Genomic DNA, 13,954 nt, shown 5'->3' with positions numbered 1-13,954 from the left:
GAAGCCCATTCTGCGCAAGGCGTCACCCGGTCACCTCAGGCTTGCGCTTCCAAACGGCGATATGCGCCGGGGCGGGGAACTCGACTGTGCCGTCGCTCGCGGCATACTCACCCAAACACTCTTCCGCCGCTGTAACCAGTGCTTCAAACCCGTCATCGTCGATAAAGTCGCCGAGGGTCCATCCGCGCACATCCATCCGCACCCAGTCGCGGATCGATGCGAAACGGGCTGTTCCGGTTGCGGTCGTTAGATTTGTGCCGACCCATCCTGCATCCTCCAGGATGCGCAGCAGCACACGCTTGTCACCCAGAATGAATGGTGCCCTCAGCGCTTCGGCGGCTTCATCGCCGAACATGTCCTGGATCAGCGCGATCATGCCAGCGTATCCAGGCGAACGCGCGACATCATCCCATACGGACAACGCAATCCGGCCACCGGGTCGGACCACGCGCGCCATCTCGTTCAGAGCCTTTGTCCTGTCGTCGAAGAACATCAAGCCGAACTGGCAGAGAACCGCATCGAACACGCCGTCGGCGAACGGTAGCGCTTCGGCGACTGCCTCGATCCACTTCACAGTGGGCGCACGGGACTGTGCGACATCGAGCATTCCCCGGTTGCGGTCGAGACCAACGACGCGGCCTTCTGGACCAACACGACTTGCGGCCGCCCTGGTCGTGGCGCCGGTTCCGCAGGCGATGTCCAGCACCTCCTGTCCTGGACCGATCTGAGCGGCTTCGCACAGCGGCGCGGCCCACCGTCCGAAGAGGGCCGGGACGAAGAATTCATCATAGATTTGTGCGGCAGGTTTGGAGACCTGTCCTGCGGTCGCGGCATTCGTTGTCATAGCCTTACTCCTCGGCTGGTTTTGCGGAGGGGCTCAGCGTGACGCAAATGGCGCTTTGAGATATAGTTCGAAATCTGTAGCGAACCGAAAGGCGCGCAGGGTGAAATCCTACGGTCAGTTCTGTCCTGTCGCAAAGGCCGCGGAAATATTCTGTGAGCGTTGGAACGCCCTGATCATTCGAGACCTGGCTTCAGGGCCGCGCCGGTTCTCCGAATTGCGTAGGGGCGTTCCGCTGATGTCGCCGTCGCTTCTTTCCGCGCGCCTGAAGTGGCTCGTGGCCGAAGGAGTCGTCTCGCGTCACGACAAAGGCAGAAAGCGCCCCGGCTACATCCTGACCGCGGCAGGATACGAACTGGTTCCGCTGGTAGAGGCGCTGGGTTTCTGGGGGCAGCGTTGGACACGGCGCGAGTTGATGGATCATGAGATCGATCTTGGTTTGCTGGTCTGGAGCCTCGAGAGCTCGGCCAACCCGAACGCCTTTGGCAACAAACGGTGCCTGATCCGGCTCGAACTAACCGATCAGACCGAGATGAAGCGGCTATGGTGGTTTCTGAACCAGAAGGGGCGTTGTGAACTCTGTCTGAACGATCCGGGTGGCGATGTGAACATCTACCTCGCCTGCACTCTTCCGGACGCGATCTACATCATCCGTGGCGACCTGTCCTCGACGACGGCACTCGACACTGGTCGGCTTGAGGTGCTCGGAGACGCCTGGGCGACGCGCAGGTTCGTCGAATGGCTCAATCTCAGCCCTCTTGCGCGAGTGCCGTCCGAGCGTGCGGGTATCTGATCGGCGCGAGCGCTACGGGATCACAGCTGACCTTCCTCTCAACAGAGCGGCCCAGATGTTTCGGCGCCCAATCAAACCAATCGCTCCGCGGCTCAAGGCGCCTCACATTATGCCGCGGTGGATCACCGGCTTGGGATCGCCGGCCTCGACGAGATTGCCGTCCTGGTCGTGGACGGAACCATCGGAAGACTGGAACAGGAGGCGGAACTCGAAGGGCTTGTTCTCCTGCGCGGCGATGTAGGCCGCGACGCGCGAGCGCGAAGCCGGCGTGATGCCGAGCTCGGCCATGTAGCGGCCCATCAGTTCCAGCTGCTTGTTGGCGACCGAGAGCCAGGGCGACTGCTGGACGTAGCCCGAGGGCGTCTTCAGCATCACCGGCGTTTCCTTGCGCTTCTCCTCCGCCTCGGCCCAGCGACCGTATGCCTGGCAATCGGCGGCAAGGGCCGCGCGGTCGACCAGCGTCACGACGCCCATGCCGTGGAGCGGTTCCGCGATGCGGTCCCACTCCGCCCGTGCCAGCTCCGACAGATGTGGCGGACAGTCGGGCAGTCCCTCTGGCGGCACCGGCTCGAGATGGTTGTAACCCCGCTTGCCGGGATTGCCGTTGAGCCGACGCACGGCAGTAGGTTTCGGCTTGCGCCCCCGGGTCGTCACCCCCTCCTCCTGCTCTCGGGATCGTACTCCCACGGTTTCGGACCGTTCGGGATCTGGACGGCGAGCCGCGACCGCGAGGATGGCGACAAGCCCAGTTCCGCCATCAGCCGGGTCATCAGCTCGACCTGCTTGTTGGAGATGGTGATCCAGGGCGAGACCTGCACGTACCCCGCCGGGGTCTTCAGGAGCGGCGGGGTCTCGGCGAGCTTGCGTTCGGCCTCGACCCATCGACCGTAGGCCTGGCAATAGGCGGCAAGAACCGTCCGGTCGATCTGGGTCAGAAGTCCGATCTCGTTCAGGACACAAGCCAGCCGCTTCCACTCGGTCTTCGCCGTGGCCGAGAGATGCGCGGGGCAGGTCGGCTGCGTCCGGGGCGGCTTCGGCTCGCGGCCCGTGATGGCGCGCTTGCCGGGATTGCCGTCGATCAGCTTCAGCGCCGTGGGCTTCGGTTTGCGGCCTCTCATCTCAAAGGCCTCCCGGGTGGGCGGCGGAAGGGAATCCGCCCGCGAACCACCCCCGACTTTGTCGACTGTTCACCGAATTGAACCATGGGCTCAACAACCCCATCCCCCCGCAAATGCGGGCTTTCCGGCGCATTTCGGCAGGGGATACCCGGTCGGCAATTTCGCGGCTGTGGTAGCCAGGCTCCCCCGGCGGTCCCGACCCCCAAGGCCCCAGGGATTGACCCTCCCCCCCGGGGGTCCCCGTTCCACATCCGGCCGCACCTCATGCCGACCTCCCTTCGTCGATCCGCCTGACGAGCCACGCGAGGGTCCCGCGCGCGAGAGCGGACAGCGTCAGCAGCCCCGCCGCCTGGAACGCGTGGACCGGTGCCCAGGCAAGCCCCAGGGCCGGGAAGGTCACGAGCTGCGCGATGATCAGGACGATCGTGCCCGCGATGACGTTCACGCCGACGATTGCCAGATACATGAGGCGCACCCAGGTCATGACCGTTCCTCCCCGCCCACTGCCGCACGCTCGGCCGCGATCTCTGCAAATCCGCGTCCATCGTTGTCCAGCGTGGCTTCCCGGCCCGTGAACGCCTGCCAGCGGCTGACAGCGACGTCGACATAGGCCGGGTCGAGTTCCATCGCATGGCAGGCGCGTCCCGTGGTCTCGGCCGCGATCAGGGTCGTTCCCGATCCCGAGAAGGGCTCGTAGATCGCCTGGCCGGGGCTCGAGTTGTTGAGGATCGGCCGGCGCATACAGTCGACCGGCTTCTGGGTGCCGTGCACCGTCGCCGCGTCCTGGTCCCGGCTGGCGATCTGCCAGAGCGTCGTCTGCTTGCGATCCCCCGCCCAGTGTCCCTTCGCCTTCGTGCGCACCGCGTACCAGCAGGGTTCGTGCTGCCAGTGATAATCGCCGCGGCTCAGCACCAGCCGTTCCTTCGCCCAGATGATCTGGCTGCGGATCGCGAAGCCCGAGGCCACAAGGCTCTCGGCCACGGTGCCTGCGTGCAGCGCCCCGTGCCAGACATAGGCCACGTCACCCTGAAAGAGCGCCCAGGCGTCGCGCCAGTCCGCCCGGTCGTCGTTCAGGACCTTGCCCGTGCGCTTCGTCTCCGAGAGACCCGCTTCATTCCTCCAGGCCGGGTCGTACGCCACCCCGTACGGAGGATCGGTGACCATGAGATGTGGGATGACACCGTTCAGGAGCCGGGCGACCGCCTCTCCACTTGTCGCGTCGCCGCAGAGCAGGCGGTGGCTGCCCAGCACCCAGAGATCGCCGGGACGGCTGACCGGCGCCTCGGGGACCTCCGGAACCACGTCCTCGCGCGGATCGACCTCTGCCGACCGAAAGAGCGCGTCGATCTCGCCGGCCTCGAAGCCGAGCTCCATCAGGTCGACGCCGAGGTCGCGCAGATCGCCGAGTTCGAGGGCCAGCAGGTCCCTGTCCCAGCCCGCCTGTTCCGCAAGCCGGTTGTCGGCGAGGATGTAGGCCCGCCGCTGCGCCTCGCTGAGATGGGCCAGCTCGATCACCGGTACCGCAGAGATCCCGAGCTGCCGCGCCGCCATCACCCGTCCATGCCCGGCGATGATGCCGTTCGCGCCGTCGACTAGAACAGGGTTGGTGAATCCGTATTCCCGGATCGAGCCGGCGATCAGCGCCACCTGCGCCTCGGAATGGGTCCGGGCGTTGCGGGCGTAGGGGATGAGATCGCCAACAGGGCGATAGTCGACCGCGAGCGCCCCGCCCCGATCATGCCCGTCCCTCGATCTCGCTGCCTGTGCCGCCATCCTGCCCCCGATCCCCCGTCCTTGCGGGGCGCCTGCCTTTGGGAACAGTATAACGCTAGGTCAAGTCATTGAATAGATTGACAATAAGTGACACGAGGCGACAGCGGGCGACAATTGCGGCGCCAATGGCCCGATCGGATGCGCGCGCGGCCTCGCAGACGATCTACATCGGGCTGCCCCCCGGCCCGGTTCTTGAGTCGCGTGCGTGATCTGCTACGATTTGTCGGCGCGAGTCCGAGAAGAAGGAGGTGTCATGCACCCCGATCTAGATGTGCAGCGCCGGGTCCTCGTCAAATCCTACCGGCTCTATCTCGATGCCGATCGCAACTGGACGATCGCGATCAAGGAGGCGCAGAGTTGGTTCCCCGCCGACCGGCGATCCGGCGCCATGCTGGTCGGAGAACCTCATTCCAGAATGCGGCAGCTTTACGAGAAACGGGAACGCGCCCTCCAACGAATGTTGCTCGCGCGCGAGAAGCTGAAGAACGCCCGCCGACGGCTCGGACATGAGCGGCAGCCGGATCGGGTCTCTACACGGATCTTTCTGCTGGGCGCCTGACGCCGAACGCAGAGCGCTGAATCCGTTTCGGCCAACTTCGCTCTCAATGCCTGCAACTTGATCGAAAGGTTGTTCGGAGATGCAGAACCATACTCAGTCGACGGAAACACCGGGGCCCGACGAGCAGGTGTCTGAACGGGACGTCAAGGTGCCGGAATGGGCCGAGAACTTTGAGCACACGCTCAGGCGCCTGGTGAGGGAGAAGGACAAGGAGCGAGATAAGAAAGCAGGTCTCTATCGGTGACATGCACCGCAATCGGAGGCGCCCAGGCTGGCCTTCCTGTTGACGCCGTCGCCTCGCGGCGCTCGACACCGGCAGCACCGCGACAGCGGGCGCCAGAGCCCTCGTTGTCATGATCTTCATCGCATCCTCCCGTCGTCCGGCCGGCGATGCCGATCACGCTGTCAGACTGGATGCATTAGAACAGCTTCGGAAGAAAAGTGATCTGATCTCGATCATGATCGGCATGATGCGCCGGCAGCTTCGACCGAAGCTCAGAGAATGCCGAGAGCCATGGCCACCGAGGCCACGACGGCGCCGAGGAGCCCGGCCACCCCTGGCGTCACATCCGGAACTCGGGATGGCAGCTCCCGAAAAAACGATCCCGCCGGAACCTTGCGCTCCGGCGGGACCCACCCAACCCGAAATCTCGTACTCATCAACTCGCTCACTCGAAACAGGTAACAGGCTGTAATCACTTGGGGAGCATGATCGCAGATCACACGCTGAGGGAGAACTTGTCTTGTTGGACATGCCGTGGGTGGAATGCCGCAACGATCCCGATCCGCCGTGTCGATTGTTCCCTTACGCTGCCAAATCCGACAAAGTGCTGACCGTTTTGCGCCCTGCCAGCGACAGGCGGATGTCGGGATTCGAAACATACTCCAACGATTGGGAATCGGTCTGGCGCACGGTGGCATCCGGAAAAGACGTCGGGCCACGGTGCGCACAGCCTATTGGTACGCATGGCGGACAGGGCACACGGCAGCGACCAGGCAAGGAGCATCGACGGGCACCGCCCAGGAAGAGGCTGAGCCGACAGGCTTCATACTGGCATTGGCGACTCTTCTCAGGCGGCGGAGCCCGACAGGTATCTGTTCGCCCGCACGTAGTTGACGGCGGCCTCGAAGGTCCGGAGGGTCTCGACCACGTCATCGGGAATCTCGATGTCGAACTCCTGCTCGAATGCCATCAGGAGCTCGACGGTGTCGAGACTTCCAGCGCCCAGGTCCTCGACGAACCGAGTGGTGGCCGTGATGCGCGCTGGATCAACCTCGAGTATCCGGACGGTGAGTGTGCGAAGCTGGTCTTCCGTATCGGGCATGGTGCAGGTCCTGGTTTATCCGTGTCATGCAGCGTCCGGAGCGTAACACCATGTTCTGCGCGAGACGAAGACCGAATTGCACGGAGGTTCATATCGGCAGGTCTTGTCGGGCGGCCTTACAACTCCGTGCCCATCGCGCTGTACCGCATCCGGTCCCGATCGAACGTCAACCTGATCTGTCCTTTCTCGATCCCGTAGAGCTGACTGTCGCGCACCTTTCAGGCGACGATGCGCGAGAAGGTCCGGTCCTCGTCGTCCTGATCCTGATGCACCGTGAACCCGAGCGCCAGCTTGCAGGCGAAGGCTCACTCCCGATCGAAGGACGGCGCGTTCGAGTTCTCTCGCTACTAAATACTGCCCAGTGTCGGTTGGTGAGTCCTGGAGCAAGGGCATAGGACGACCAGCCCCGGCGATCGCCAAGGTTGGTCCCCTGTGCCCTCCGCTGTCCGTGTCGGTCGGAGCCGCCCCGTCGCTTTGGGCCCTCGAGGTCGATCTGACCCTCGCCTCGAGGTTGGCCGCTACGTTCGACACCGGGTCTGGTGCCGGGGGACGCGCTTCGGCCTTTCGGACTGCGCTTGGGCCTCTGTCCCCGCCCCGTGGCAGGCCCTGTCTGAACGCGACGCCACGGTCTTACAACCCTCCGCCGATCCCGGATCGTCGCGCCTTCGAAAGTGTTCCTCCCGTGCGAAGCGATCCAAGCAAGGATAAAATATCATCTAAGCAATTGATAGAATGACATTTTAAGACAAACCCCGCCAACGAGCGACAGGAGGCGACATGCCCATGGTCGTGCCGGTCCACACGAATCCGTGTGGCAGATGATTCGTGCCGCCTTGGGAACTTACACGACCCCGAGGGGCCACCGTCCTCACCTTCATCAGGTGTCAGCAGATCGCTGTCGATACGATGCATCGTACCGTCTCGGGGCGGGGTAGATGTACAGTGACACGCTACCCCTTCCTAAACCGTCGCACGGGCCCGGATTAGTGAATACTCGGCCGGCGTGATGCCAAGTGCGGCCAATTCGTGGCCGGTGGGTTTCGCCTGCTCGTTGGCGACCAAAAGCTGGAGCGATTGCCGCGCTATGCCCGAGGACACCTTTCGGCGATGCTCCAAGCAAGGCCCGATCCCCACTTCCACGCCACAGACCGATGTCGGGCCAAACCGGCCTCCCCGGCCTGTCCTGAAGTCTCAGGACGACCCTTGCCTGCGACGGCCGCGGCGCTTCCAGCTTTCCGGCGCCAGTTCACGTCGGAGATCCTCTACGACACGCTTCGAGACATGCGCCTTCATCGCCGAATTCGCATCTTGGTGATCGTCCTCGCGGGATGGTCTCCGCCCGTCGCGCGCGCATTCCTCTAATCGCCTCATGTACCAACGCCGCAGGTCGGCGGCGGAATATGCGGTCTTCGGACTTGTCTCCACTTCGGGAGTTTCGAACGTCGTCTTGATCAATATCTGTGTAACCTCGAGACCCGGCCCGCTGGCGCTGGATCGCCGTACATCGAACTCAAACTCCTTCCAGCGGTCTGCCCGTATTGGTCGGCGTGGCGCATCGAGTGGAGATTGGCTCGAGTACCCGTAGGCAACGACGTCACCGCGTTGCAGTTTACCCCAGAGGCGACCCTTGAGTTCAATCAATAGCAGCCGATGGCGGAACGCTTTCGCATCGAACTCCTTGCGTTCATCCGGCCACCACGAAGGATCGATGTTTGTTTCGTCGCCATAGCCGTCCTGGTCGAGTTCGAAGAGCTGCACCGCCTTGTCACGGTCCACAAAGTGATAGAGGCCCTCCCACATGGGCATACCGTCCTTCGGGTCGAGTTTTTCCCATTCAGGGCGGGTGTCGTAGCTTTCTGGCCAGTCCTCGTGCTCCCGCCCAAACTCCCATGGCTTCCTGGATCTGGTCATTTCTCATGCCCACCTGGCGCTTGGTCGTGGCCGGATTTCAATAATTAACATTTCATATCAATGCAAAGCGTGAAACTGCACGCGAATAAATCGGGCCAACACTGGCCGATTTTGGCGGCTGCGAAGATCGGTGTCAAACTCCAGGGGAGTAGAACATCGAGCGATGAGACCAGCCATGACAGACAACACGCGCGACAAGTTCGCAATGGTCCACGAGACATGGTCATTGATTGGCCAGGGCGATCTCGCCAAGCGCTGGAACAGATCGGTCCGCACACTCCAGAGGTGGCGGGTATCGGGTTACGGGCCCGCACACCTGGTCATCGGTGCGGGTATCCACTACCGCGTCAACGACGTCCTCGCCTTCGAGTCCCGTATGCGACGTGGCGGGGACGACGCGTGAACCCCTATCCCACCCGCCTGATGTCGCCGATGGAACGCCGGTCGGAACTGTGTCGGATCCTCGCCCTCGGGCTGGTTCGGCTCCGCGCCCGACAGTCAAGCGAACTATCCGCCCGAACCGGAGAAAGTTCGCTTCACTACGCCCCCGACCAGAGCGGTCATGCAACTCCCGATAGGAGACCCGCATGACCACCCATGATCCGATCCCCGCGCGTTTGGCCGCGCTCAAGACCATGCCGACGACAGAGCTGAAGGCACAGTGGCGTGAGCTCTTTGACAGCGAGCCACCACCGTTCAACCGGCGCTACCTCGAGAGCCGCCTCGCCTACCGTATCCAGGAGCTTGCCTATGGCGGGTTGAAGCCCGAGACGATCCGCCGGCTGGAACGACTCGGTGAAGAGTTGGACGGCGGCGACCGCAGGAAGAGCCGGATGCGCGCTGATACGATGCCCATCACCGGCACCCGGCTGCTGCGTGAATGGCAAGGCGTCGAGCACGCCGTCACCGTCACCACGGATGGCTTCGAATGGCAGGGCCGGCCCTACAGGTCGCTCTCGGCGATCGCCCGGGCCATCACCGGCACGCGCTGGAACGGCTGGGTGTTCTTCGGTCTGAAACGACAGGGAGGACGCTGATGGCGGACATCAAGCTCAAACGCCGCTGCGCCGTCTACACCCGGAAGTCTTCCGAGGAAGGGCTGGAGCAGGAGTTCAACTCGCTCCACGCCCAGCGCGAGGCCTGCGAGGCCTACATCGCCAGCCAGCGCTCCGAGGGCTGGGTGCTGGTCCGCGATCAGTACGACGACGGCGGCATCTCGGGCGGCACGCTCGATCGCCCCGGCCTGCAGAGGCTGATGACCGACATCGAGGACGGGCTGGTCGACGTTGTCGTGGTCTACAAGATCGACCGCCTCAGCCGTTCGCTGGCCGACTTCGCCAAGCTGGTCGAGGTGTTCGACCGCAACGGCGTGACCTTCGTCTCAGTCACGCAGTCCTTCAACACCACCACGTCGATGGGGCGCCTGACGCTGAACATTCTCCTATCCTTCGCCCAGTTCGAGCGCGAGGTCACCGCCGAGCGCATCCGCGACAAGATCGCCGCCAGCCGCAGGAAGGGCATCTGGATGGGGGGAGTGCCGCCCTACGGCTACCGGGTTGAGAACCGCAAGCTGGTGATCGACGACGAGCGCGCCGGGCACGTCCGCTGGATCTTCGCCGGCTTCCTCGAGATCGGCTCGGCTACGGAACTGGCGCGCGAGGTGGACCGACGCGGCATCCGCACGCCAATGGGCAACCGGATCGACAAGAAGTACCTCTACAGGATGCTGAACAACCGCGCCTATATCCGCGCCGAAGAAAGCGAAGTGATCTCGGCCTTTGACGATGTTTCGCTGATCCAGCTTATCGTTGAGAGGGGGGCGGATGCGGTCAACGCCTTGCCCCAGGGCATTCGTCAGAGCAAAGAAGCCGTGGCGGAGACGATCGAGAACAACGTCCGGAAGCTGATCATCGACGAGACGCCGATTAATCCGAAGTACTATGAGAAGATGTCCGAACTGCTGGACGCCCTAATCGAGCAGCGCAAGCGCGAGGCGCTGAGTTATCAGGAGTATCTCGCTCAGATAGTCGAGCTTACGAAAAAGGCCCAGGGCGCCGAAACGACCGCCTCGTATCCAGCCGAGCTGAATTCGAAGGCGAAGCGCGCGCTTTTCGACAATCTCGATGGGGACGAGGCCCTGGCTTTGGCGATCGACGAAGAAATCCGCCTCACCAAAAAGGACTCGTGGCGGGGCAACAAGTTCAAGGAAAAGGAGGTGCGGAACGCAATCAAGAAGCACGTCGCTGACCCTGGGCAGCTCGACGTAATCTTTGAACTGGTGTGGAACCAGGATGAGTACTGATGCCGCCCAGCTGACCGTTGGAGGCTTCGAGGTAGAGGTGGTTCGCAAGCCGATCAAGAACTTGCACCTCGGTGTCTACCCGCCTCATGGACGTGTCCGCGTTGCAGCGCCGCTAGAGATGGGTGACGAGGCCGTGCGGCTCGCTGTTGTCACCCGCCTTGCCTGGATCAAGCGCCAGCAGGCCAAGTTCGCGGCGCAGCCGCGCCAATCCGAGCGACGCTACGTATCAGGGGAAACCCACTTCTTCCTAGGCCAACGGTATCGACTGAACCTGATCGAGGGGGCCAGATCAGGGCAGGTTCGGGTTCGCAACAGCAAGACAATCGATCTCCATGTGCGCGATGACAGCGATCTGGACATTCGAGAACGGGTGTTCCTCGATTGGTACCGGCGAGAGCTTCGTGCGCGAGCGAGACCCCTAATGGAGCGCTGGGCGGCGGAATACGGTATCGCAACGCCGAACTGGGGCATCAAGCGGATGAAGACCAAATGGGGCACCTGCAATATCGAAGCACGTCGAGTCTGGTTGAACCTCGAACTGATCAAAAAGCCGCCGCAGTGTCTTGAATATGTGATCGTCCATGAGCTGGCGCACTTCTTTGAGCGCAACCACACAGAGCAGTTCGTGGCCCTTCTGGACCGGATGCTTCCGAATTGGCGGATCGTTCGTGACGAGCTCAACGCCGAGCCCTTGGCGCATGATGATTGGAGCACATAGCATTTGTGCCGCAGTCCGACCGTCGCTCTGCTGGCATGCATCCCAGAACGCAGGATATCGGCTTTTACGTTTTCGATCCCGGTCCCGTCTGCCCAACGCCCCTGGCATCGAAGTGCTCAGCCTCAGACTCTAGAAATCCTCACAGTTTCAGAAGCTTGCAAGCTATTCACCAAATCGGCGCAGTCATAAGGTCCGGAGAATATCGGCCCTGAGAGACCGCTTCCGGGCCTCCTGGCGCAGCGACCAGTGCTCAGCCCCTACCGCATAACCCTCGAAAACAACGGAAAAATCCGGCGGCAGCCGGATCGGGAGAACGCGTTCGCGGGGGCAAGTGGCGGAGTGGAAGGGATTCGAACCCTCGAGACGGTTTCCCGTCTGCACCCTTAGCAGGGGTGTGCCTTCGACCACTCGGCCACCACTCCACCTGCCCGTTTAATGGCAGCGAGGGGGCGGGGCAAGGGGGAAAGGGTGTGGGGCTCGCGTCGGGTCTGCATAGTTTTCCCTAGGGTCAGGACCCATTGATCATCGGCTCGCGTCGTGATTCGGCCGCCGCCGGGAGACTGACCGATGAGCAACCTTTTCTGGCTGACGGAAGCACAGATGGCGCGTCTGGAACCCTTCTTTCCGAAGAGCCACGGCAAGCCGCGCGTGGATGACCGGCGGGTTCTGAGCGGCATGATCTTCATCAATCGCAACGGCTTGCGGTGGCGTGACGCGCCCAATGAGTATAGCCCGCCGAAGACCCTCTACAACCGCTGGAAGCGGTGGAGCGATAAAGGGGTCTTCGCCCGGATGATGGACGGGCTGGCCGCCGAGGCCGCCGTTCCGAAGACGGTGATAATCGACGCGACCTACCTCAAGGCCCACCGCCCGGCGACCAGCCTGCGGTCGAAAAAGGGGGATCAGGCGACCAAAGGGGCCGTCTGATCGGGCGCATGACCCCGGCTGCGCGGACCGACTCGGAAACCTCTCTGGCACTAAACCACTTGTGGGGGTTTTCGGGTTCGTAGCTCATCTGTCCCTCACGCAAGCCCGAGTGTGACAAGTTTCGAGCCACACCAGGCGGCGTTGAGCCGCTCTACTGCATGGGCGTCGTGACGCTAGTCGACCGCGCGGCCCTTGCCGCCTATTGCCAGGCATATGGTCGCTGGGCCGAGGCGGAGGAGAGGCTCAAGGAGACGCCGGTGATGCTGAAGACGCCCTCGGGCTACGTGCAGCAGTCGCCCTGGCTCTCGGTCGCAAACAAGCAGCTGGAACTGATGGGCCGCTACATGGCCGAGCTCGGCATCACGCCGGCTTCGCGGTCGCGGATCGCGAGCGTCCTGCCGCCGGACGACGTGGCGCCTCGCGACCTCTCGTGGCTCCGCACGCTGGTTCGCCGCCTGCGCGGCGGTCTTTCCGGCGAGGCGCTCAAACCGGCATGAAAACGCGAATGGATGGGCTTGAGGCGCAGCGGGCGGAACTTTCGATCCGTCTCACAGCTGAGCCTGAGCCCGACTCGGTTCCACTGCATCCGGGTCTTGCCGGCATCTACCGCCGGAAGGTCGCGGCGCTCACGGATACGTTGAACCGGCACGAGGCGCGGGGTGAAGCGGCAAATATCCTGCGGGGCCTGATCGAGAAGGTCGTCGTCCACCCCGAGAGTGAGGGTAACGTACTCGAAATTCATGGCGAGCTCGGTGCGATATTATCTTTGTGCCGCAACGAGGTAGGTAAAAATGCCAACGCCCACGCGAGGGGCGTGGGCGATAGGCAAGTAACGATGGTTGCGGGGGCAGGATTTGAACCTGCGACCTTCAGGTTATGAGCCTGACGAGCTACCGGGCTGCTCCACCCCGCGCCAATTCTGGCCCGTAAACAACTCGAATTGTATGGGGCCACATCGTCGAGAGATACATTCCGTGTTTCTTGCTAGGTTTGGCGGTGACCTACTCTCCCACATCTTAGGATGCAGTACCATCGGCGCGACGGCACTTAACGGCCGAGTTCGGGATGGGATCGGGTGTTTTGCTCGCGCTATGACCACCAAACCGAGAAAGAAACACGGGCAATCAACGTCCAAGTTCGCTTTTGACCAGAGAAGTCTGGCTTCTACTGGATCAAATCAAGCCTATCGAGCAATTAGTACCGGTCAACTGAACGCATTGCTGCGCTTACATCTCCGGCCTATCGACGTGGTGGTCTTCCACGGCTCTCAAGGGATACCTTGTTTTGAGGGGGGCTTCCCGCTTAGATGCCTTCAGCGGTTATCCTGTCCGTTCATAGCTACCCAGCACTGCCGTTGGCACGACAACTGGTCCACCAGTGGAACGTTCACCCCGGTCCTCTCGTACTAGGGGCAACTCCTCTCAAGTATCCTACACCCACGGCAGATAGGGACCGAACTGTCTCACGACGTTCTAAACCCAGCTCACGTACCTCTTTAAACGGCGAACAGCCGTACCCTTGGGACCTGCTCCAGCCCCAGGATGAGATGAGCCGACATCGAGGTGCCAAACGATGCCGTCGATATGGACTCTTGGGCATCATCAGCCTGTTATCCCCAGCGTACCTTTTATCCGTTGAGCGATGGCCCTCCCACTTGGGACCACCGGATCACTATGGCCGTCTTTCG

At 62.6% G+C, this 13,954-nt stretch carries 15 protein-coding genes, 2 tRNA genes, 2 rRNA genes and 1 pseudogene (1 of these 20 cut by a window edge); 9 read left to right on the top strand and 11 right to left on the bottom strand.

The window, feature by feature from the left end:
• Positions 1–22 precede the first annotated feature (22 nt).
• Positions 23–844 (bottom strand): class I SAM-dependent methyltransferase, encoded by an 822-nt coding sequence (locus V5734_RS02960; protein ID WP_347312037.1) that lies wholly within the window; start codon positions 842–844, stop codon positions 23–25.
• Positions 845–944: 100 nt separating this feature from the next.
• On the opposite strand from V5734_RS02960, the gene V5734_RS02955 reads away from it, so the two are divergent.
• Positions 945–1,634: a winged helix-turn-helix transcriptional regulator gene (locus V5734_RS02955; protein WP_347312036.1), complete on the top strand. Its 690-nt coding sequence runs from the start codon at positions 945–947 to the stop codon at positions 1,632–1,634.
• Positions 1,635–1,736: 102 nt separating this feature from the next.
• On the opposite strand, the gene V5734_RS02950 is transcribed toward V5734_RS02955, so the two are convergent.
• The 4 genes from V5734_RS02950 to V5734_RS02935 form a co-directional block, all read right to left on the bottom strand.
• Entirely contained in the window at positions 1,737–2,288 is a 552-nt protein-coding gene (locus V5734_RS02950) for a phage terminase small subunit P27 family (protein ID WP_347312035.1), read from the bottom strand.
• Positions 2,285–2,752 (bottom strand): phage terminase small subunit P27 family, encoded by a 468-nt coding sequence (locus V5734_RS02945; RefSeq protein WP_347312034.1) that lies wholly within the window; start codon positions 2,750–2,752, stop codon positions 2,285–2,287. The genes V5734_RS02950 and V5734_RS02945 overlap by 4 nt, the downstream gene beginning before the upstream one ends.
• 262 nt (positions 2,753–3,014) lie before the next feature.
• Positions 3,015–3,236 (bottom strand): hypothetical protein, encoded by a 222-nt coding sequence (locus tag V5734_RS02940; RefSeq protein ID WP_347312033.1) that lies wholly within the window; start codon positions 3,234–3,236, stop codon positions 3,015–3,017.
• On the bottom strand, positions 3,233–4,525 hold the full coding sequence (locus tag V5734_RS02935; RefSeq protein WP_347312032.1) for a site-specific DNA-methyltransferase: 1,293 nt from the start codon (positions 4,523–4,525) through the stop codon (positions 3,233–3,235). The genes V5734_RS02940 and V5734_RS02935 overlap by 4 nt, the downstream gene beginning before the upstream one ends.
• A gap of 253 nt (positions 4,526–4,778) precedes the next feature.
• Here V5734_RS02935 and V5734_RS02930 point away from each other — a divergent pair, with 253 nt between their 5' ends.
• Positions 4,779–5,084, top strand: coding sequence for a hypothetical protein (locus tag V5734_RS02930; protein WP_347312031.1), 306 nt, complete (start codon positions 4,779–4,781; stop codon positions 5,082–5,084).
• Between the two features lie 79 nt (positions 5,085–5,163).
• Positions 5,164–5,328: a hypothetical protein gene (locus tag V5734_RS02925; RefSeq protein WP_347312030.1), complete on the top strand. Its 165-nt coding sequence runs from the start codon at positions 5,164–5,166 to the stop codon at positions 5,326–5,328.
• Positions 5,329–6,154: 826 nt separating this feature from the next.
• On the opposite strand, the gene acpP is transcribed toward V5734_RS02925, so the two are convergent.
• Both acpP and V5734_RS02915 read right to left on the bottom strand, forming a co-directional pair.
• Entirely contained in the window at positions 6,155–6,409 is a 255-nt protein-coding gene (gene acpP / locus V5734_RS02920; protein ID WP_347312029.1) for an acyl carrier protein, read from the bottom strand.
• Positions 6,410–7,600: 1,191 nt separating this feature from the next.
• Positions 7,601–8,320: a hypothetical protein gene (locus tag V5734_RS02915; RefSeq protein ID WP_347312028.1), complete on the bottom strand. Its 720-nt coding sequence runs from the start codon at positions 8,318–8,320 to the stop codon at positions 7,601–7,603.
• 175 nt (positions 8,321–8,495) lie between these two features.
• Here V5734_RS02915 and V5734_RS02910 point away from each other — a divergent pair, with 175 nt between their 5' ends.
• The 4 genes from V5734_RS02910 (at position 8,496) to V5734_RS02895 (ending at position 11,340) form a co-directional block, all read left to right on the top strand.
• On the top strand, positions 8,496–8,723 hold the full coding sequence (locus V5734_RS02910; protein ID WP_347312027.1) for a hypothetical protein: 228 nt from the start codon (positions 8,496–8,498) through the stop codon (positions 8,721–8,723).
• Positions 8,724–8,907: 184 nt separating this feature from the next.
• On the top strand, positions 8,908–9,357 hold the full coding sequence (locus tag V5734_RS02905; RefSeq protein WP_347312026.1) for a DUF2924 domain-containing protein: 450 nt from the start codon (positions 8,908–8,910) through the stop codon (positions 9,355–9,357).
• Positions 9,357–10,622, top strand: a complete 1,266-nt coding sequence (locus V5734_RS02900; RefSeq protein ID WP_347312025.1) for a recombinase family protein — start codon at positions 9,357–9,359, stop codon at positions 10,620–10,622. The genes V5734_RS02905 and V5734_RS02900 overlap by 1 nt, the downstream gene beginning before the upstream one ends.
• Positions 10,612–11,340, top strand: a complete 729-nt coding sequence (locus V5734_RS02895) for a M48 family metallopeptidase (protein ID WP_347312024.1) — start codon at positions 10,612–10,614, stop codon at positions 11,338–11,340. The genes V5734_RS02900 and V5734_RS02895 overlap by 11 nt, the downstream gene beginning before the upstream one ends.
• Positions 11,341–11,672: 332 nt before the next feature.
• Here V5734_RS02895 and V5734_RS02890 read toward each other — a convergent pair.
• A tRNA-Ser gene (locus V5734_RS02890) sits at positions 11,673–11,762 on the bottom strand.
• A 145-nt stretch (positions 11,763–11,907) separates the two neighbouring features.
• On the opposite strand from V5734_RS02890, the pseudogene V5734_RS02885 reads away from it, so the two are divergent.
• Together V5734_RS02885 and V5734_RS02880 are read left to right on the top strand one after the other, a co-directional pair.
• Positions 11,908–12,264, top strand: a pseudogene (locus V5734_RS02885) (transposase); the annotation flags it as partial.
• Between the two features lie 161 nt (positions 12,265–12,425).
• Positions 12,426–12,764: a phage terminase small subunit P27 family gene (locus tag V5734_RS02880; RefSeq protein WP_347312023.1), complete on the top strand. Its 339-nt coding sequence runs from the start codon at positions 12,426–12,428 to the stop codon at positions 12,762–12,764.
• Positions 12,765–13,103: 339 nt separating this feature from the next.
• Here the strand turns inward: V5734_RS02880 and V5734_RS02875 are convergent.
• From V5734_RS02875 to V5734_RS02865, 3 genes are all read right to left on the bottom strand, one after another.
• Positions 13,104–13,180 (bottom strand) — tRNA-Met (locus V5734_RS02875).
• A 75-nt stretch (positions 13,181–13,255) separates the two neighbouring features.
• Positions 13,256–13,370, bottom strand: a 5S ribosomal RNA gene (rrf, locus tag V5734_RS02870).
• A 70-nt stretch (positions 13,371–13,440) separates the two neighbouring features.
• Positions 13,441–13,954: ribosomal RNA gene (locus V5734_RS02865) — 23S ribosomal RNA — on the bottom strand (it continues 2,325 nt past the right edge of the window).

The organism is Defluviimonas sp. SAOS-178_SWC, assembly GCF_039830135.1.
In the GTDB taxonomy this organism is placed as follows: Bacteria; Pseudomonadota; Alphaproteobacteria; order Rhodobacterales; family Rhodobacteraceae; genus Albidovulum.
This window is presented reverse-complemented; position numbering and strand designations above follow the sequence as displayed.

Excerpts from the sequence above, each read along its gene's own strand:
- V5734_RS02935 (WP_347312032.1), bottom strand. The coding sequence starts at position 4,525 with ATGGCGGCACAGGCAGCGAGATCGAGGGACGGGCATGATCGGGGCGGG.
- V5734_RS02910 (WP_347312027.1), top strand. The coding sequence starts at position 8,496 with ATGACAGACAACACGCGCGACAAGTTCGCAATGGTCCACGAGACATGG.
- V5734_RS02945 (WP_347312034.1), bottom strand. The coding sequence starts at position 2,752 with ATGAGAGGCCGCAAACCGAAGCCCACGGCGCTGAAGCTGATCGACGGC.
- V5734_RS02895 (WP_347312024.1), top strand. The coding sequence starts at position 10,612 with ATGAGTACTGATGCCGCCCAGCTGACCGTTGGAGGCTTCGAGGTAGAG.
- V5734_RS02900 (WP_347312025.1), top strand. The coding sequence starts at position 9,357 with ATGGCGGACATCAAGCTCAAACGCCGCTGCGCCGTCTACACCCGGAAG.
- V5734_RS02880 (WP_347312023.1), top strand. The coding sequence starts at position 12,426 with ATGGGCGTCGTGACGCTAGTCGACCGCGCGGCCCTTGCCGCCTATTGC.
- V5734_RS02925 (WP_347312030.1), top strand. The coding sequence starts at position 5,164 with ATGCAGAACCATACTCAGTCGACGGAAACACCGGGGCCCGACGAGCAG.
- V5734_RS02905 (WP_347312026.1), top strand. The coding sequence starts at position 8,908 with ATGACCACCCATGATCCGATCCCCGCGCGTTTGGCCGCGCTCAAGACC.
- V5734_RS02940 (WP_347312033.1), bottom strand. The coding sequence starts at position 3,236 with ATGACCTGGGTGCGCCTCATGTATCTGGCAATCGTCGGCGTGAACGTC.
- V5734_RS02930 (WP_347312031.1), top strand. The coding sequence starts at position 4,779 with ATGCACCCCGATCTAGATGTGCAGCGCCGGGTCCTCGTCAAATCCTAC.
- V5734_RS02915 (WP_347312028.1), bottom strand. The coding sequence starts at position 8,320 with ATGACCAGATCCAGGAAGCCATGGGAGTTTGGGCGGGAGCACGAGGAC.
- V5734_RS02960 (WP_347312037.1), bottom strand. The coding sequence starts at position 844 with ATGACAACGAATGCCGCGACCGCAGGACAGGTCTCCAAACCTGCCGCA.
- acpP (WP_347312029.1), bottom strand. The coding sequence starts at position 6,409 with ATGCCCGATACGGAAGACCAGCTTCGCACACTCACCGTCCGGATACTC.